This is a genomic window from Massilia sp. CMS3.1 (assembly GCF_051262535.1).
Classification (GTDB): domain Bacteria; phylum Pseudomonadota; class Gammaproteobacteria; order Burkholderiales; family Burkholderiaceae_D; genus Telluria.
The window spans coordinates 231,365-249,200 of sequence record NZ_JBIMES010000005.1 but is presented as its reverse complement, the minus strand read 5'-3'; the positions used below and the strand labels follow the sequence as shown (position 1 = coordinate 249,200).

Sequence of the window (17,836 nt, the reverse complement as noted above, 5' to 3'; positions counted from 1 at the left end):
CACCGTAGGTCAAACCAGCCCTTCGAACATCAGTACATCCACTTTATCGCCGGCCGCGACATTGCCCTGCGCATCGTGTAAGACAACCATGCAATTCGCCTCCGACATCGAGCGTAAAATGCCCGAGCCTTGCGAGCCGGTGATGGCTACCATCGGCATGCCGTCCTCGCCCTGCGTCAGGATCGCGCGCTGGTACTCGGTGCGGCCCGGCTTCTTGCGGATTGCACCCGCCGAGCGCGCGCGCAGCAGGGGTAAGGGTGCGTCGGCGCCCATCATGCGCAACAGCGCCTCGCGCGCGAAGAAGTAGAACGAGACCATCACCGCCACCGGATTGCCGGGCAAGCCGAACAAAAACGCGTTGTGCCCATTCGATGCGATGCGCCCGAACGCCAGCGGCCGTCCGGGACGCATGCCGATCTTCCAGAAGGTGACGTCGCCGAGGCGCGCCATGATCTGTTTCGTGTAGTCGGCCGCGCCGACCGAGACGCCGCCCGAGGTGATGATGGCGTCGGCATTCTCGCAGGCGCTGCGCAAGGCTTCCTCCAGCGCCGCCGGGTCGTCGCGCACGATGCCCATGTCGATGATGTCGCAGCCAAGACGCTGCAGCATGCCGTAGATCGTGTAGCGGTTGCTGTCGTAGACGCTGCCTTCATCGAGGGGCTGGCCGATCGAGCGCAGTTCGTCGCCGGTCGAGAAGAAGGCCACGCGCAGGCGGCGCCGTACCGGCACTTCGGCGATGCCGAGCGAGGCGACCAGACCCAGGTCGGCCGGCCGGATGATTTTGCCCGCGCGTAGCGCCGCGCTGCCCGCCAACAGATCCTCGCCGGCAAAGCGCCGGTTGTCGCCGGGCTTGACGACGCCAGCGGCGACGACGATCGACGTTTCGCCTTCCTCGGCCACGAATTCCTGAGGGATCACGCTGTCGCAGCCGGCAGGCATCACGCCGCCCGTCATGATGCGCACACATTCGCCCGGTCCTGGCACTTGCGTCCCCGGTTTGCCCGCGTAGATGGTACCGATCACGCTCAAGCGCACCTGGTCTTCGACAGGAAGGTCTTCCCCGCGCAAGGCATAGCCGTCCATCGCCGAATTATCATGCGCCGGCACGTTGATCGGCGAGACGATGTCGCGCGCGAGCACGCGGCCGAGGGCACTGCGCAAGGCGACCTGCTCGACAGCACGTACCGGCTGCACGAACTCGCGGATGATGCGCTGCGCGTCCTTGACCGGCAAGGCGTCCGGATCGTAGCCGGACAGGCAGCTCGTCACATCCGCCAGGCGCGGCGCGCGCGTGGTGTCGAGGTTGTGCAGCTCGTCGAGCGTGTTGATGTTGCGGAAGGCGTCGGCATCGTCGAACGGTACCTCGACCGCCTTCAAGTCCTTGTACCAGCCATCCATGCGCCGTCCGCCCTCGGCCAGATACGCAGACAAGACCGGCAGCAGCGCCGCCTTCACCAGGCAGAACACCGGATGCGGCTGCGGGCGCTGGCCCGGCTCTTGGGTCACGGCGAAGGCCAGGTCGGCATCCTGTTGGCGCAAGGCAGCGAGCAGCCGCCCAGCCAGATCCGGCGGCAGGAAGGGCGAATCGCAGGGAGCGGTGAGCAGATAGTCGGTTTCGCAGCGCCGCATGCCGGTTTCCATGCCGGCCAGCGGCCCGGCAAAACCGGCCAGGTCATCCGGCCAGACCGGCACGCCGAGCGCGGCGTAGGTTTCCAGGTTCTGGTTGGCGTTGATCGCTACGGTTGCCACTTGCGGGGCGAGGCGTTCGAGGACATGCGCGGCCATGGTCTTGCCGCGGAAGGGCTGCAAGCCCTTGTCGACCTGGCCCATGCGCGTGCCGCGTCCGCCCGCGAGGATCAGCCCGCTGATCGATGCTTGTTGTGTCATTTTATTTAACCGCCGATGTAGGACATTTCGACTTTGCGCGCGCCGCGTTCGACGCCCGGGGTGGCGACCGTACGCGTTTCGGAGTAACGATCAGTGCGGGCCTGCCACAGGTGCGCGATGGCGCCGCTGATGGCGAGGTCATCGTGGCCCGCGCGCAGCAGGGCGCGCAGGTCGTGGCCGCGGGTGGCGAACAGGCAGGTGTAAAGCTTGCCCTCGGTCGACAGGCGCATGCGGCTGCAATCCTTGCAGAACGCGCCGGTGACGCTCGAGATGACGCCGACTTCGCCGCCGCCGTCGAGATAGCGCCAGCGCGCGGCCGTCTCGCCGGTGTAGTTGGCGGCAATCGGCGCCAAAGGCAGCTCGGCCGCGATACGGCGCACGACTTCGCCGGACGGCACGACTTCATCCATGTTCCAGCCGTTCGAGGCGCCGACATCCATGTATTCGATGAAGCGCAGGATGGTGGGCGAACCTTTGAAATGGCGCGCCATCGGTACGATCTGGTCATCGTTGCTGCCGCGCTTGACGACCATGTTGACTTTTACGGGCCCCAGCCCGACGGCGTGCGCGGCGTCGATCCCGGCCAGTACGTCGGCGACCGAAAAGTCGACATCGTTCATGCGCTTGAAGACGGCGTCATCGAGCGCGTCGAGCGAGACCGTGACGCGGTCGAGGCCTGCCTCTTTCAACACCCGCGCTTTCCTGGCCAGCAGCGAGCCGTTGGTCGTCAGGGTCAGGTCGAGCGGGCGGCCGGAGGGCGTCGGCAGGGCGCGCAGCATCGCCACCAGCTGTTCCAGGTTCTTGCGCAGCAGGGGTTCGCCTCCCGTCAGGCGGATCTTCTCGACGCCGTGGGCGATGAACAGCTGCGCCACGCGCGTGATTTCCTCGAACGAGAGCAGGTCGCCATGGGGCAGGTAGGGATAATCCTTGCCGAACACTTCCTTCGGCATGCAATACACGCAGCGGAAATTGCAGCGGTCGGTCACCGAGATGCGCAGGTCGTGCAGGGGGCGCGCCAGCGCATCGGCCAAATAGCCGACGGGCGCGGGAGGGGCTGCCGGGACGGCCAGCGCCGGTGCGCGCAGGTCGTGGAGTATGATGATTTTTTCAGACATGCCAGTACGATAGCACGAGGCCAGCACACGCACAGGCGCCCAGCACGGTGATCGTGCCGACCTGGTAGCGCAGCAGGGCGACGGCGGCAAGGGAGCCGACCACGATCGCATCAAGCTGGGCCGATCCGCCGGCGAAGAACACCTCGCGCCCGAAGTAGAGCGCGAGGCTGGCAATCACGCCGACCACGGCCGCCGAGATCGCGGTCAACGGCGCGGTCAGGCGCAGGTTGCCGCGCGTGGATTCGACCAGCGGACCGCCGGCGAGGATGAATACGAACGAGGGAATGAAGGTGAACACGGCCGCGACGACGGCGCCGGCAATGCCGCCCAGCCAGGGCGCGGCCGCCCCGAACAGCAACTGCGTCCAGCCGCCGACGAAACCGACAAAGGCGACAATCATGATCAGGGGGCCGGGCGTGGTTTCGCCCAGCGCCAGGCCGTCGATCATCTGCGGCGCGCTGAGCCAGCCGTAATGCTCGACCGCGCCCTGCACGACATACGGGAGCACGGCATACGCGCCCCCAAAAGTGAGCAGCGCGGTCTTGGTAAAGAACCACCCCATTTGCGCCAGCGTGCCGCTCACGCCGCCCCAGGCGGCCAGCAGCAGCCAGGTCGCGAGCATGAGGCCGACGCCAATGGCGATCACCGCCGCCAGCCGGCGGCGCGAAAAGCGCGCGTGTTCGGGCGTCGGCGTATCGTCGTCGATGAGCGCACGCGGCCTGTTGGCGTCGGTTCTGGCATGAACGCCGCCATGCGCGCCGCCCGGCTGGAAGGCTTGCGGACGCCAGCGTGCGCCGGCCACGCCGCACAGCGCCGCAGCCAGCACGATCAGCGGGAAGGGCAGCTGCAACAGGGCGATGGCGACAAAGGCGGCAACGGCGATGGCGATCAGGATGCCGTTACGCAGCGTGCGGCTGCCGAGACGCCAGGCGGCGGCCAGCACGATCGCCACCACCGCCGGCTTGATGCCGTTCATGATCCCGGTAACCAGCGTCAGGTGCCCGAAGGCGAGATAGATCCAGGCCAGGCCGATCAGGATCAGGAGCGACGGCAGGATGAACAGCAGTCCGGCGATGATGCCGCCGCGCGTGCGGTGCAGCAGCCAGCCGATATACACGGCCAGTTGCGTCGCTTCAGGGCCGGGCAAGAGCATGCAGTAATTGAGCGCATGCAGGAAACGGCCCTCGGAAATCCAGCGCCGCCGCTCGACCAGCTCGGTATGCATCAGCGCGATCTGCCCGGCCGGTCCGCCGAAGCTGATGAAGCCGAGTTTCAGCCAGTAAAGAAAGGCGACACGCAAGCTGACGGGCGGCGGGGCTAATTGATCGGTCATGTGCTGTAGCGGTGCGATACATTGAAAATAAAAAAAGGGAAGCACGAGGCTTCCCTTTCACTGGATCAACGCGGCGGGATTACTGGCGCGTGTCGACCTGGATCAGCGGCTCGTCGGCGAGCTTCGGTGCCGGCTTGCGGGCACGGCCGACGCGCACCGGAGCGGCTGCCTGGGCGGCTGCCTCCTGGGCTGCGCGCAGCTTTTCCGGATCGGTCGCGGCCAGCGTCAGGCCGGCGGCGCCGAGCGCTTCGCTCAAGTCCGCGGTTGCCGGCGGAGCTGATGCCGGAGTCGGAGCCTGTGGCGCAGGTGCCGGCGCTGCCGGAGCAGGCGCAGCAACGGCTGCCTCGGCGACCGGCGCAGGAGCAACCGGGGCAGGAGCGACTGGAGCCGAAGCAACCGGCGCAGGAGCGACAGGAGCGACAGGAACCGAAGCAACCGGAGCAGGCGCAGGCGCATCCGGCGCTGGCGCAACCGGCGCAGCCGCTACTTCAGCAACCGGTGCAGGCGCTGTCGGCGCGGCTTGCACCGGCATGGCTGCCGGCTTCGGCTGCGCCGCGGCGATCGAGGCGGCGGTCGGGAAGAACCAGGTCTGGCTTGTTGCTGCCGGCACGCCGAACGACGCTACCGACGTGGGCATGGCCGCTGGTGCCGGCGCTGCGCTGGCTGCCGTGCCCGCTTGCAACGCGGCGACCGAGGCGGAGGTCGGGAACGGCCACGGCGCCTGCTTGGCAGCCTGCTGGCGACCTTCGCCACGGCCACGGCCACGGCCCGTCTTCTCGGCGGCGGCTACTTTCGCGGCTTCCTCGTCGGCGACCGGCATGAATGCCGGCGTGCCTTCGTTCTCGCCCATCTCGCCCGATTCGACTTCGTTGCCGTCGCGGTCGCGGCGGTTGCGGTTGCGGCCACCACGGCGGCGGCGGCGGCGCGGCTCGTCGCCACCTTCGCCATCGATCTCTTCGCCCTCGGGACCGGTGCCGGTCACGGCCAGGACGGCGTGCTCGAGCAGGTCACCGTGCGGCGTCGTGGTCGACAGTTCCGATTCAGATGTCGGGATCGCGGTCAGGACGGTCAGTTCTTCCAGCTTGGCTTCGACCGGCTGCTGGCGCTCGGCGCGTTCGCGCGGCTGGCGCGGTGCGCGTTCCGGACGCTCTGCACGTTCCGGACGCTCGGCGCGTTCGGCACGCGGTGCCGCGGCCTGGACTTCGCCCCCTTCGCGTGCTTCACGCGGAGCGCGCGGCTCGCGTGGCGGACGCGGTGGACGTGCCGGCTTGACGTCGAACTCGCCTGCCTTGACGGTCTCGTCGACGCCGGCCTTGGCCGTCGTATCGCGTTCTTCGCGGCTACGCTCGGGCTTGCCGTTGCGGCCCTCATTGCGACCGTTACGGGCACGCGGGCCACGGGCACTGCGTTCGGCCGGGCTTGGCGCGGCCGGCTTGACCGGCTCGGCCACGACTGGTGGCGGGGCAACCGGCTCCGGCGCGCCGAAGAAGAAGGCCTTCAGCTTGGCGAGGAAGCCGACCGGCTCCACCACGATCGGCGCCGGCGGGGCAAGCGGGACTTCCACCGGTTTCACAGGCTTGGCCGCTTCGCTGCGGTCGACCATCGGTGCCGGCTGGGCGGGGGTGATGGTCTTGACCATGGCTTCCTGGCGCGGCTTGGCTTCTTCCTTCTGGCGCTTGCTGTAGGCCATGTCGGTTTCTGCGGACTCGGCCAGCGTGTAGCTGGACGGGACTTCCTCCAGGCGCGGGTCGTCGTGCTTGATGCGCTCGAGCTTGTAGTGCGGGGTGTCGAGGTGCTTGTTCGGCACCAGGACCACGCTGATACGGTGGCGGTTCTCGATTTTCAGAACTTCGCCGCGTTTCTCATTTAACAGGAAGGCTGCGACGTCGACCGGCACTTGCACGTGGATCGTGGCCGAGTTTTCCTTCATCGCCTCTTCCTGGATGATGCGCAGGACTTGCAGGGCCGACGATTCGGTGTCGCGGATGTGGCCGGTGCCCGAGCAGCGCGGGCAGGTCACGTGCGAGCCTTCGGACAGCGACGGACGCAGGCGCTGGCGCGACAGCTCCATCAAGCCAAACCGCGAAATCTTGCCCATCTGGACGCGGGCACGGTCGTGGTGCAGGGCGTCTTTCAGGCGGGTTTCGACCTCGCGCTGGTTTTTAGCGACTTCCATGTCGATGAAGTCGATGACGATCAGGCCGCCGAGGTCGCGCAGGCGCAACTGGCGCGCCACTTCGTCGGCCGCTTCGCAGTTGGTGTTGAAGGCGGTGGTCTCGATGTCCGAGCCGCGCGTGGCGCGTGCCGAGTTGACGTCGATGGAGACCAGCGCTTCGGTGTGGTCGATGACGATCGCGCCGCCCGATGGCAGCGGCACGGTGCGCGCGTAGGCGGTTTCGATCTGGTGTTCGATCTGGAAACGCGAGAACAGCGGCACGTCGTCGCTGTAGCGCTTCACGCGGTGCGCCATGTCGGGCATCACGTGGCTCATGAACTGCTGCGCCTGTTCGTAGATCTCGTCGGTGTCGATCAGGACTTCGCCGATGTCAGGCTGGAAGTAATCGCGGATCGCGCGGATCACCAGCGACGACTCTTGATAGATCAGGAAGGCGCCCGAAGCCGACTTGCCGGCGCCTTCGATCGCGCGCCAGAGTTGCATCAGGTAATTCAGGTCCCACTGCAGTTCTTCGACGTTGCGGCCGATGCCGGCGGTACGGGCAATCACCGACATGCCTTGCGGCAGGTCCAGCTTGTCCATCGTTTCGCGCAGTTCCTGGCGCTCCTCGCCTTCGACTCGGCGCGATACGCCGCCGCCGCGCGGGTTGTTCGGCATCAGCACCAGGTAGCGGCCGGCCAGCGAGATGAACGAGGTCAGGGCAGCGCCCTTGTTGCCGCGTTCTTCCTTCTCGACCTGCACCATGATTTCCTGGCCTTCGCGCAGCGCTTCCTTGATGGAGGCATTGCGCACGTCCACGCCCTCACGGAAATAAGTGCGGGCAACTTCTTTGAAGGGGAGGAAGCCGTGGCGGTCTTCGCCGTAGCTGACGAAGCAAGCTTCGAGAGAGGGTTCGATGCGGGTGATGACACCCTTGTAGATATTCGACTTGCGCTGTTCGCGTCCGGCCGTTTCAATATCGATGTCGATCAGTTTCTGTCCATCGACGATCGCTACGCGCAATTCTTCTTGCTGTGTAGCGTTAAACAACATACGTTTCATTATTGACTCCGCGACCCGTGGGCCGTTCCAAAGCCGCCTTGCCAGGGCGGCAAAACTACAGGGACATACGCGGGAGGGGAGAGCTGGAGGGGGTATGCCCGGACGGGCGGCGCGGCGATGGAAAATCATCGCTGCCGCCACGGGGCGCAAATGGGGTCGATCGTCATGCCGAGGGCACGCCGCACCTGGGGCGCTCATCGATGAGCGGCACGACAGGGTGGAGGCGGTGCGCGCAACTACCAGCCAGACCCTTACAGCGAACAAACCGAGACGTTGACGACAGGCGATGTAATCAGCCTTGCCTCTGAAGTCTTCAGGATGAGGCCTGCAAAAAGTCGGGCGAAACGACAAGCGTTATCGACACCATCAACCAGCGAGCTTGCCGAGGCGAGCTTGCCGGTACTTATCCTTACAGTTCCAAACAATCCAATCCGGCACTCCTGCACGCGATCCGATTACAACTGCGGTGCAACCCTGATCGGCGCAGGAATGTGCGTACACGTTTTTTCCATCGAATTTGCATGCCTGCGGGGCCGATGGAGCGCGCCCCTGTGTAAAATATCGTTTTAATTCTTACACTGCAGAGGTTTCACCGCCGCCTGTCGATTATATATTCAAAATGAAGGACTTAGAGAGAATTTCTGGGAAGACAGTCCACATGAAGATGCAAAACGATGTTGTTCCCCCTTCATCACAGGCGTTAGCAGCAACTTTCGTCACGATCACCGAAGAAGAAGCTGGACAGCGCATCGATAACTACCTGCTGCGCGTCTGCAAAGGCGTACCAAAAAGCCATATTTACCGCATCCTGCGCTCCGGGGAAGTGCGTGTTAACAAGGGTCGCATCGACCAGCTGTACCGCCTCGTCGAGGGCGACCTGGTGCGCATTCCACCGATCCGCATCGCCGAAAAAACCCACACCGCGCCGGTGCCGGGCGCGGAATTCAAGATCGTCCATGAAGACACGCACTTGTTAGTGATCGACAAGCCGTCCGGCGTGGCCGTGCATGGCGGCTCGGGCGTGTCGTATGGCGTGATCGAACAATTGCGTGCTTCGCGGCCGGACGCCAAGTTCCTGGAGCTGGTGCACCGCCTCGACCGCGAGACCTCCGGCCTGCTGTTATTGGCCAAGAAACGTTCGGCGTTGACTAATTTGCACGAGCAAATGCGCGACGGCCACACGGATAAACGCTACCTGGCCGCCGTGGCGGGCGACTGGACCAACAAGCGCCAGCACGTCAAACTGCCGCTGCATAAGTTTTCAACGCCCGATGGCGAACGGCGCGTCGTGGTGCAGGCCGGCGGCATGGAATCGCATACGATTTTCAATTTGCTGCGGAAATGGGAAAATTTTGCCTTGCTGGAAGCGGAACTGAAAACCGGACGTACCCACCAGATCCGGGTTCATCTGGCATCGTCGGGCTTCCCCATCCTCGGCGACGAGAAATACGGCGATTTCTCACTGAACAAGCAATTGCAAAAGGCCGATGCCACGCGCGGCGCCCTGCGTCGAATGTTTCTGCACGCCTACAAAATCACGTTTACGCACCCGGAATCCGGCGCCTTGATGACGCTGCAGGCACCCTTGCCTGCGGAATGCGACCGTTTTTTGTTAAGCTTAGGGCAAGCAATGAATTGAACGTTTCGTTCATCAGGTAAAAATGACAGGAGCCGGCGTTTCGCCGGAAGAAATGCCAAGAAAGCAATTTGATCTGATCGTGTTCGACTGGGACGGCACGCTGATGGACAGCACGGTCGCCATCGTCAAGTGCATCCAGGCGGCCGCCCGCGACGTGGGTCTCCCGGTGCCCAGTGACGCCGCCGCCGCCCACGTCATCGGTCTTGCATTGCCCGAAGCAATGCAGGCCGCCGTGCCCGACATGGCGCCGGCGATGTACCCACGCATGGTCGAGCGCTACCGTTACCACTTCCTGACCAAAGACCATGAACTGGTCTTGTTCAAGGGCGTTCGCGAGATGTTGAACGAACTGTCGCAGCAGGGTTACTTCCTGGCAGTGGCTACGGGGAAAAGCCGTGTCGGGCTGAACCGGGCACTGAACGCGGCCGGCCTGCTGTCGCTGTTCGATGCCACGCGCTGCGCGGACGAAACATTTTCGAAACCCCATCCGGCCATGCTGCAGGAACTGACGCGCGAATTGGGCCAGGACATGCGGCGCACCGTGATGATCGGCGACACCACGCACGATTTATTAATGGCAAACAATGCCGGCGCCGCTGCCATCGCGGTCGAGTACGGCGCCCATCCGGTCGACCAGCTGCAAGCCTGCCGGCCGCTGTATTGCGCGAAAACCGCCGTCGAATTGCACGCCTGGCTGGCCGAATACGCGTGACATCGATGCATGAGATCCTGATCTGCGATTCGGAGCTGCTCGTCGACGGCGGGGAGGGCGTTCGCTTTCCGGTCGCCGTGTTCGGCGAGCCGGCGGTCGGCTTCGTGGTACGGTTTCGCGGCAGCGTCTACGCCTATTTGAATCGCTGCGCCCATGTGCCGATGGAACTGGACTGGGTGCAGGGACAGTTTTTCGAGTCAAGCGGCGAATTTCTCATGTGTGCGACGCACGGCGCCGTTTATCGGCCCGAGACCGGCGCCTGCGCGGGTGGGCCCTGCCGCGGCGGCAAATTGCGCCCGATCACGGTGCGCGAAGCCGATGGCAGAGTGGTGTGGCAGCCGGACGAGCGGATCGGCCCGCCGGCGGCCTGAGTCGGCAAGCATTATCAGACAGAAGTATTCCTTTAACTCACGGGGCCCCTGAGAAACCTTAATGAGCGAGAACATCAAGAACGACGTCGACGGCGATGGCCGGTTTGTCGCCAATCCGACGGCCGGCAACTGGGAACGCGAGACGCTCGAAAAGCTCGTGTTTGCCACGATCAAGGAGCGCCGCGCGGCGCGGCGCTGGAGCATTTTCTTCCGGCTCGCCTTCCTGACCGTCGTGGTGGTCGGCCTGTGGACCTATTTCGACCTGAGCTTTGGCAGCGACGACGAAAACCTTGGTCGTCACACGGCCTTGATTGAAATTAACGGCGAGATCGAAGCAGAAGGCAGTGGCGCGGCCGACAATGTCATCCCGTCGCTGAACAAGGCCTTCGCCGACGCCGGTTCGGCCGCGGTGGTGCTGCGCATCGACAGCCCCGGCGGCAGCCCGGTGCAGGCAGGCATCATCGTCGACGAGATCCGGCGCCTGAAACGCGGCTATCCGGACAAGCCGCTGTATGTGGTGGTCGACGAGATCTGCGCGTCGGGCGGCTACTATATTGCCGCCGCGGCCGACCGCATCTATGTCAACAAGGCCAGTATCGTCGGCTCGGTCGGCGTGCTGATGGACAGCTTCGGCTTTACCGGCACCATGGAGAAGCTGGGCGTCGAACGGCGCCTGCTGACAGCGGGAGCGAACAAGGGTTTTCTCGATCCGTTCAGCCCGCAGTCCGACAAGCACCGTGCCCATGCCCAGGAAATGCTCAACGAGATCCACCAGCAATTCATTACGGTCGTGCGCGCCGGGCGCGGTGCGCGCCTGAAAGAAACGCCCGACATGTTCTCGGGGCTGTACTGGACCGGCGCGAAAGCCGTCGACATGGGCCTGGCCGACGGTTACGGCACGGTAGACACGGTGGCACGCGACATCGTCAAGGCCGAAGACATCGTCGATTACACAGCGCATGAAGGCTTGCCGGAGCGGGTATTGAAGAAATTCGGGGCATCGGTGGGTGAGGGCGCAATGAAAGCCATGTCGCGTACCACACTTCCGAAACTTAACTGATTTTGCTCAATATGTTCTTGAATGTCCCGTAAGATCGACTATAGTGGATCTTGTAGTTCTTTCCAGGAGGGGACGATCAACAACACGTGCCAACCTGTTTGCAATCGTTAAAATCTGGTAACACTACCACCCGCATGCGTGCGGTTTCGAGTGAATTCAATTCCTCAATGTAGCAGCCCTTTCTGGGAGCGAAAACGACGGCGCAAGCCGTCGTTTTCATTTATGAGGGTGATTAATTAATTATGTTCTGAATTAATTAATATTTTTCATTGGTTCGGCAGTGCGCGATTTTCCGTTGCCTCGTCATGCTGCACAAACCCGCCCTGTTCGAGCCAGGCCTGAAAGTCGCGCTGGGCGCGGGCGAACCAGGCAGCGCGCAGTGGTGGGTGGGCGTGGTCCTGCAAGTGAGGGACGTGCCCACCGAAGGTCCAGCGCGCCAGCGCCAGGCGGGTGGGGAACTGGGCGCATTGCGAGCGCGCCAGGGAGAGACGCGCGGCCCTGACCGAGGCAGAGGCGACGGTAGGCAGGGCGGCATCGTGTGGCACAGGTGTCAATGCTTGCATGTTGTCCTCTTGTGTTGAGTAATTATTCCTAGCAGTTCCTCATCCATTCCGGAAGCGCTGTAGGTCGATTCCTAATGGAATTGAAGTCTATCAATGGATCTCCCGTTACGATTGATCTAGCGCAAAGGCGTGCAGACTATCGATCCTTGCGGAAACAGTCTGCTCTGCCTTGGCCGCCTCCGACCCTTCTGTTAAAGTCTCGCCCATGAGTAAATTATCCCTGGACCGGATCTTGCAATCGCAGGGTTTCGGCACCCGCAAGTATTGCCGCGCCCTGATCGAGGACGGCGACGTCGCCGTGAATGGCGAGGTCATTGACAACTACAAGCTGACGGTCGACACGGACGGCCTTGTGCTGACCGTGTTCGACGAGGAGTGGGTCTACCGCGAGCGCGTGTATATCGCTTTATATAAACCGGCCGATGTCGAGTGTTCGCGCAAACCGAGCCACCATCCGGGCGTGCTGACGCTGTTGCCGGAACAGTTCACCTGGCGCGACGTCCAGCCGGTCGGCCGCCTCGACCACGACACCACGGGACTGCTCCTGATATCGGACGACGGCCCCTTCATTCACGCGCAATCGTCGCCCAAGCGTCACGTGCCGAAGGTGTACCAGGCGACGACGGCCGAGCCGGTGACGCCCGAGCTGGTCGAGCAACTGCTGGGGGGCGTGCAACTCCACGATGAACCGGCCCCATTGCGCGCGCTGTCGTGCGTGGCGCACGGCGAGAACGGCATCGAGATCGTGCTCGAGCAGGGCAAGTACCACCAGGTCAAGCGCATGCTGGCCGCCGCCGGCAACCATTGCAGCGCGCTGCATCGCTCGGCCATCGGCGGTTTGACGCTCGATGCGCTGGGCCTGAAAGCGGGCGAGTGGTGCTTCCTGGAGCAATCTCAACTGGATCTATTAGTCCCTGCCAGCGTGCCCTGACCCGGGTTGAGCGCTCCGGCGGCCCTATGCAGGGCGCGTAGCGTGCGACCAAGAAACCGTTTTTCCAGCACAATATTTATTGACTCGCGTCAGATCGTGGTCGGCGCGCAGATGCAGTCGGACGCGACGGCGTATTTTTTTCGCAACCGATCACCTTCAAGATGCCGCTTCCTTACCGTACCCTCCTGCTTTCCCTCCCCCTGCTGTACGCCGCCAATGCTGTCGCGCAAGATACGCCCAAAGTGCTGGGCGATTGCGCCAATATCGCGGACGGCCTTACGCGCCTGGCCTGTTTCGATAAACTGGCTGCAACGCCGGCCCCGCGCACCGAAGCGGCCGTCGTCGTCAACCAGGTTGACGGCGCACCGGCCGCCACGGCGACCGTCGCCATCGCGACCGCGCAACCGTCGGCCGAAAGCAGCGCCAAATTCAGCCAGCTCGACCATTGGGAGCTGGACCAGCCGTATCGCCGCGGGCTGTTCAAGTTCCGCCCGCACCACGCGAACTACCTGATCGCGAACCGCTCGTACCGTCCCAACGAGCAGCCGTACCAGGTGGTCCGCGAACTGTCCGGCGACGACATCACCCTGTCGAAAAGCGAACTGGCCTACCAGCTCAGCTTCAAGATGAAGGCGATGGAAGGAATCTTCGGCAAACCCGTCGACCTGTGGGTCGGCTATACCCAGAACAGCTTCTGGCAGGCAGCCAACAGCAAGGCATCCAGCCCGTTCCGCGAGACCAACTATCAGCCGGAAGTGATGGCGATCGTGCCGCTGGCCTTCAATCTGGGCGGCGTGAAGCTGACCCACGCCGGCCTGGGCGCGAACCACCAGTCGAATGGCCAGTCGGGCACGCTGTCGCGCAGCTGGAACCGCGTGTATGCCCAGCTCGGCATCGAAAAGGATGGCTTCTCGGCCACCGCGCGCGTCTGGAAACGCCTGAGCGAAGACGATGACGACAACCCGGACATGGTCGACTACATGGGCCGCGGCGACCTGGCGCTGGCTTACCGCCGCGACGATCACATCTATTCGTCGACGCTGCGCTACAACCTGCATACGAAGAAGGGCGCCATCCAGGCCGGCTGGGCCTTCCCGCTGGCCGGTAACCTGAAAGGCTACGCGCAGGCCTTCGCCGGCTATGGCCAGAGCCTGATCGACTACAACTACTTCCAGCGCTCGATCGGCCTGGGCATGCTCGGCACGTTCTGATCTTCCTGATCAGACCTTGCTCTACAATAGCGGGCTTGAACAGCTTTCTTCCCGCTAATGAAACTTGCAACGCTCAAGGACGGCAGCCGTGACGGCCAGCTGGCCGTCGTCGCGCGCGACCTCAGGAGTGCGCATATGGCCGACGCCATCGCGCCGACCCTGCAGGCCGCGTTGGATGACTGGGCGTTCATTGCGCCCCAGCTCGAACAGCTGTACGGCCAACTGAATGCCGGCCAGGCACGGCGCGCCTTCGATTTCGACCCCACACACTGCATGGCGCCGCTCCCGCGCGCCTGTGCCATGGCCACCGGCGCCGCCTGGCCGCATCACCTCGCGTTGGCGGCACGCGCCAACGGCGTCGAGCTGCCGGCCGCGCTCATCGAGGAACCGCTGATGGCGGCGGGCGGCGGCGAGCTGCTCGGCCCCTGCGACGACATCGTGCTGCCATTTGAAGAATGGGGCATCGATTTCGGCGCCGGCATCGCCGCGATTCTCGGTGACGTGCCGATCGGCGCGACGCCCGACCTGGCGCACGACCGCATCCGGCTGCTCATGCTGGCCAACATTGTGTCGCTGCGTGCCTTGATGCCTGACGAACTCGCCAAGGGTGGCGGCCCCCTGCAATCGACGCCGGCAACGGGTTTTTCGCCGGTTGCGGTGACGCCCGACGAATTGGGCGACGCCTGGCGCGGCGGCAAGGTCCACCTGCGGCTGCGCTCGACCTGGAATGGCAATCTTGTCGGCCAGCCGGATGCCGGCGTCGACATGGCCTTCAATTTCCCGCAACTGGTGGCCCACCTGTGCAAGACACGCGGGGTCGGCGCCGGCAGCATCGTCGGCGCCGGGCCGGTGTCGAATAAGGAAAGGTCCAAGCGTGGGGCGGTGGCGCCGGGTTATGGGTGTATTGCGCAGCAGCGCAGTAGCGAGACCATTGCCGATGGGACGGCGAGTACGCCGTTCATGCGGTTCGGCGATGCGATCCGGATCGAGATGCTGGACGAGAAAGGGAAGTCGCTGTTCGGGGCGATCGAGCAGAAGCTTAGCAAGGCATAACGCGGGCCCTAGCGCCCCTCCCAAAACCCACCCGTGACCGCCTCGCCGCGTAGCTCCACCTCCACCGGCTCGGCCATCCTCCTCACCGTGCGCGCCTGCCGCAAGCTGCCGTCCGGCGCATGCAGCCGGTACCAGAGCAGGGCAATTGCCGACAAACGCAGCTTCTGCCCGCTAAACAGCTTGTCCTTGACGATGCTCATGCCTTCCAGGCGCAGGTCGAAGTCGAGCACCGGCGCACCTTCGGTACGTTGGGCGTAGCCGAGGTAGCGTGCGGCGTTCGTCAGGGGACTCTTGTCGCCGGTCTCGCCAGCGCGCAGCGACTCGATGAAGGCGTCGACCGCCTTCAGGACCGCGCCGGCCGCGCCGGCCACCGCCGCCATGTCCCGTTTTTCGTCGCCCTTGGCCCCATCGGCCAGTTTTTGCAGCATGGCAATGCGGTTCGCGTAGTCGGCGCGGTGGTTAGCCAGCGAGCGCAGCTTGCCGAGCAGGCGCTCGTGCTGGGCAGCGTCGAGTTCGCCCAGGTAACCGCCGCCCAGGCCGGCGATGCGCTGCGGGCAGGTTTCGGCCAGGGCGCTGACGAACAGGGAACGCGCCCCCTCGCCATACGCGATGCTCGATGCCGTGACATCGGTCTTGAACAGCGAAGCGGTATCGGCCGAGGCGCGCAGCACGCCGGGGACCACCGTCAGGGCAACGGCCAGCGTGCCGGACAGCGCACCGGGCGGCGTGCGGGCATCGATATACAGCTGCATTTCCTTGTTGCGGCGCGCCAGCTCGTCAGCCAAACGCATGAGTGCATCGTTAACACTGCGGGCGGCGAGAATGCCGGCGCTCGTCGCCGGATCGTAGACGGCGCTACGCGCATCCTGGGGCAGGGCGGCGCAGACGTCCGTGGCCAGGGCGCGCGCCAGGTCGAAGGCGCGCACCAGGCCGGCGGCCCCGAACTGGCGGGTGTCGAGCTTGCCTTCCAGCGGACGGCTCAGCGCTGGCGGCAGCTGGGCCAGCAGGGCGGCGCGCTCGGCCTCGCGCGTTGCTTGGCGCGCCTCGGCCTCGCGCTGCGCAATCACGGCGTCGGCAGTCGATTCCAGAATGCGTAATTCAAGCGCGGCCCTTGCGGCGTCGAGATCGCTTTTGGAAATGGCCTGGGCGCGCGCCGAGAATGCGAAACACAGCGGAATCAATAATATAAGGCAACCAAGTTGGACCTGTGGAAAGAACTTCATTATCGGCTCCGGATAAAGGTGTAACGGGATGTAAATGATGGCGGGTTGGACGTGGCAGAAAAACGTCAGTAATGTCTCAAAGTGTCGGTAAATATTATGAAAACTGCCGACAGGGATTATTGCAGTTGCTCAATTTTGATAAAGAATCCGCAAAACACTGCACAAAATCAGCCACTTACAAATTTCTTATGCCGGAGGGATTCACCGCCACATGCAATACACAATTGACATGCAGGTGATGCTTTCTGTAGAGAAATGCGTTAGAATTCGGCGGCTAATCAAGTCCCCTTTATGGATCCAACAGAAACCAACATCCTCGTTTTGGAACTCGGCCTGGCAGTGTCGCTGGTGTGTTCCCTGCTGCTCGTCGCGACAACGCGCTGGCACGGCAGGTTCACCCTGGACGCCACGGCGGGAGTGCAGAAATTCCATAGCGTGCCCACCCCCCGTATCGGCGGGCTGGCGATCATGCTTGGACTCATCTTTGCCTGCGCGGTCTCGTCCGAGTCGCAGCAGCGCCTGCTCGCGCCGCTGCTCTGTGCGGCCGCGCCGGCTTTCCTGTTCGGCATCGCGGAAGACATGACGCGCCGCGTCTCGATCGGCGCGCGCCTGATCGCGACCATGGCCAGCGGCGTCGCCTGTTGGGCGCTCACCGGCGTGAGCATCGTCCACACCGGCGTCGACCTGATCGACGCCATGCTGACCTGGCTGCCGCTGTCGGTCTTGTTTACCGCCTTTGCCGTGGGCGGCGTGGCCAATGCCGTGAATATCATCGATGGCTTCAATGGCCTGGCCAGCGGCACGGTCGTGATCGGCCTGGTGGCCATCGGCCTGATCGCCCTCGAGTGCGGCGACACCGAGCTGGCCCAGACCTGCTTCATCGTCTGCGCAGTGACAGTCGGTTTCTTCCTCGTCAATTTCCCGTTCGGTAAACTGTTCCTCGGCGACGGTGGTGCCTACCTGCTGGGTTTCCTGCTGGCCTGGCTGTCGGTGACGCTGGTTTACCGTAACCCGCAAGTGTCGAGCTGGGCGCCGCTGCTGGCCTGCGCCTACCCGACGTTCGAGACCGTGTTTACGATCGTGCGCCGCCTGTGGTGCCGGCGTCATCCGGGTCAGCCCGACAGCTGCCACCTGCACAGCCTGGTCAAGATCGCGGTCGCCAGCCGCTATTTCCGCAAGTTCCGCTCGCCGCTGCGCAATGCCTGCGTGTCGCCGTTCTCGTGGTTCCTGGCCGCCGTACCGGCCTGGTTTGCGGTGCGTTTCCCGCAAAATCCGGAAACGCTGGTGCAGGGAACCCTCATCAGCTTCGGACTCTACCTGGCGTGCTACTGGTATATGGCCTCTGCTTCCCGCGCCCGCCGGCGCCGCGCGATACGGCCCCCGGCCAATGTCTCGCTCACCGCGATGGAATCCGAGCCCGCCTCCCTGCAATCCTGATGCGGGGTGAAAAGAAAACCACGGTATCCAAATTTCTTTGGATACCGTGGTTTTTTTACGTTTTAACCTTCCTGAGCACCGAAT

The 17,836-nt window shown here is 64.0% G+C and carries 14 protein-coding genes; 8 read left to right on the top strand and 6 right to left on the bottom strand.

The genetic code is table 11. From position 1 onward, the window contains the following. Window positions 1–9 precede the first annotated feature (9 nt). The 4 genes from moeA to ACHAC9_RS10650 form a co-directional block, all read right to left on the bottom strand. Entirely contained in the window at window positions 10–1,887 is a 1,878-nt protein-coding gene (moeA, locus tag ACHAC9_RS10665) for a molybdopterin molybdotransferase MoeA (protein ID WP_435759907.1), read from the bottom strand. A 5-nt stretch (window positions 1,888–1,892) separates the two neighbouring features. Beyond that, complete coding sequence (gene moaA / locus ACHAC9_RS10660) at window positions 1,893–3,002, bottom strand: GTP 3',8-cyclase MoaA (RefSeq protein ID WP_435759905.1); 1,110 nt, start codon at window positions 3,000–3,002, stop codon at window positions 1,893–1,895. Next, window positions 2,995–4,335: a chromate efflux transporter gene (chrA, locus tag ACHAC9_RS10655; protein ID WP_435759903.1), complete on the bottom strand. Its 1,341-nt coding sequence runs from the start codon at window positions 4,333–4,335 to the stop codon at window positions 2,995–2,997. The genes moaA and chrA overlap by 8 nt, the downstream gene beginning before the upstream one ends. Window positions 4,336–4,414: 79 nt before the next feature. Further along, on the bottom strand, window positions 4,415–7,552 hold the full coding sequence (locus ACHAC9_RS10650) for an Rne/Rng family ribonuclease (protein WP_435759901.1): 3,138 nt from the start codon (window positions 7,550–7,552) through the stop codon (window positions 4,415–4,417). 658 nt (window positions 7,553–8,210) lie between these two features. On the opposite strand from ACHAC9_RS10650, the gene ACHAC9_RS10645 reads away from it, so the two are divergent. From ACHAC9_RS10645 to ACHAC9_RS10630, 4 genes are all read left to right on the top strand, one after another. After that, entirely contained in the window at window positions 8,211–9,191 is a 981-nt protein-coding gene (locus ACHAC9_RS10645) for an RluA family pseudouridine synthase (protein ID WP_435760062.1), read from the top strand. Between the two features lie 52 nt (window positions 9,192–9,243). After that, a complete protein-coding gene (locus ACHAC9_RS10640) occupies window positions 9,244–9,903 on the top strand; it encodes an HAD-IIIA family hydrolase (protein WP_435759899.1) in 660 nt (219 codons plus the stop codon). Between the two features lie 5 nt (window positions 9,904–9,908). Continuing rightward, a complete protein-coding gene (locus ACHAC9_RS10635; RefSeq protein ID WP_435760061.1) occupies window positions 9,909–10,274 on the top strand; it encodes a Rieske (2Fe-2S) protein in 366 nt (121 codons plus the stop codon). Between the two features lie 61 nt (window positions 10,275–10,335). Then, entirely contained in the window at window positions 10,336–11,334 is a 999-nt protein-coding gene (locus tag ACHAC9_RS10630; RefSeq protein WP_435759897.1) for a S49 family peptidase, read from the top strand. 266 nt (window positions 11,335–11,600) lie between these two features. On the opposite strand, the gene ACHAC9_RS10625 is transcribed toward ACHAC9_RS10630, so the two are convergent. Beyond that, window positions 11,601–11,897 (bottom strand): hypothetical protein, encoded by a 297-nt coding sequence (locus tag ACHAC9_RS10625; protein WP_435759895.1) that lies wholly within the window; start codon window positions 11,895–11,897, stop codon window positions 11,601–11,603. A 205-nt stretch (window positions 11,898–12,102) separates the two neighbouring features. On the opposite strand from ACHAC9_RS10625, the gene ACHAC9_RS10620 reads away from it, so the two are divergent. The 3 genes from ACHAC9_RS10620 (at window position 12,103) to ACHAC9_RS10610 (ending at window position 15,092) form a co-directional block, all read left to right on the top strand. Beyond that, window positions 12,103–12,828 (top strand): pseudouridine synthase, encoded by a 726-nt coding sequence (locus ACHAC9_RS10620; protein ID WP_435759893.1) that lies wholly within the window; start codon window positions 12,103–12,105, stop codon window positions 12,826–12,828. Between the two features lie 161 nt (window positions 12,829–12,989). Further along, window positions 12,990–14,039: a phospholipase A gene (locus ACHAC9_RS10615; RefSeq protein WP_435759891.1), complete on the top strand. Its 1,050-nt coding sequence runs from the start codon at window positions 12,990–12,992 to the stop codon at window positions 14,037–14,039. Between the two features lie 57 nt (window positions 14,040–14,096). After that, window positions 14,097–15,092, top strand: coding sequence for a fumarylacetoacetate hydrolase family protein (locus ACHAC9_RS10610; protein WP_435759889.1), 996 nt, complete (start codon window positions 14,097–14,099; stop codon window positions 15,090–15,092). Between the two features lie 8 nt (window positions 15,093–15,100). Here ACHAC9_RS10610 and ACHAC9_RS10605 read toward each other — a convergent pair whose 3' ends face one another. Beyond that, on the bottom strand, window positions 15,101–16,315 hold the full coding sequence (locus ACHAC9_RS10605; protein ID WP_435759887.1) for a hypothetical protein: 1,215 nt from the start codon (window positions 16,313–16,315) through the stop codon (window positions 15,101–15,103). Window positions 16,316–16,606: 291 nt separating this feature from the next. Here ACHAC9_RS10605 and ACHAC9_RS10600 point away from each other — a divergent pair, with 291 nt between their 5' ends. Further along, the gene (locus tag ACHAC9_RS10600; RefSeq protein ID WP_435759885.1) at window positions 16,607–17,752 is read left to right on the top strand and encodes an MraY family glycosyltransferase; all 1,146 of its coding nucleotides are present in this window, start codon (window positions 16,607–16,609) and stop codon (window positions 17,750–17,752) included. The last annotated feature ends 84 nt before the right edge of the window (window positions 17,753–17,836 follow it).

Coding starts and splice junctions, on each gene's coding strand:
- moeA (WP_435759907.1), bottom strand. CDS start 1,887: ATGACACAACAAGCATCGATCAGCGGGCTGATCCTCGCGGGCGGACGC.
- moaA (WP_435759905.1), bottom strand. CDS start 3,002: ATGTCTGAAAAAATCATCATACTCCACGACCTGCGCGCACCGGCGCTG.
- chrA (WP_435759903.1), bottom strand. CDS start 4,335: ATGACCGATCAATTAGCCCCGCCGCCCGTCAGCTTGCGTGTCGCCTTT.
- ACHAC9_RS10650 (WP_435759901.1), bottom strand. CDS start 7,552: ATGAAACGTATGTTGTTTAACGCTACACAGCAAGAAGAATTGCGCGTA.
- ACHAC9_RS10645 (WP_435760062.1), top strand. CDS start 8,211: ATGAAGATGCAAAACGATGTTGTTCCCCCTTCATCACAGGCGTTAGCA.
- ACHAC9_RS10640 (WP_435759899.1), top strand. CDS start 9,244: ATGCCAAGAAAGCAATTTGATCTGATCGTGTTCGACTGGGACGGCACG.
- ACHAC9_RS10635 (WP_435760061.1), top strand. CDS start 9,909: ATGCATGAGATCCTGATCTGCGATTCGGAGCTGCTCGTCGACGGCGGG.
- ACHAC9_RS10630 (WP_435759897.1), top strand. CDS start 10,336: ATGAGCGAGAACATCAAGAACGACGTCGACGGCGATGGCCGGTTTGTC.
- ACHAC9_RS10625 (WP_435759895.1), bottom strand. CDS start 11,897: ATGCAAGCATTGACACCTGTGCCACACGATGCCGCCCTGCCTACCGTC.
- ACHAC9_RS10620 (WP_435759893.1), top strand. CDS start 12,103: ATGAGTAAATTATCCCTGGACCGGATCTTGCAATCGCAGGGTTTCGGC.
- ACHAC9_RS10615 (WP_435759891.1), top strand. CDS start 12,990: ATGCCGCTTCCTTACCGTACCCTCCTGCTTTCCCTCCCCCTGCTGTAC.
- ACHAC9_RS10610 (WP_435759889.1), top strand. CDS start 14,097: ATGAAACTTGCAACGCTCAAGGACGGCAGCCGTGACGGCCAGCTGGCC.
- ACHAC9_RS10605 (WP_435759887.1), bottom strand. CDS start 16,315: ATGAAGTTCTTTCCACAGGTCCAACTTGGTTGCCTTATATTATTGATT.
- ACHAC9_RS10600 (WP_435759885.1), top strand. CDS start 16,607: ATGGATCCAACAGAAACCAACATCCTCGTTTTGGAACTCGGCCTGGCA.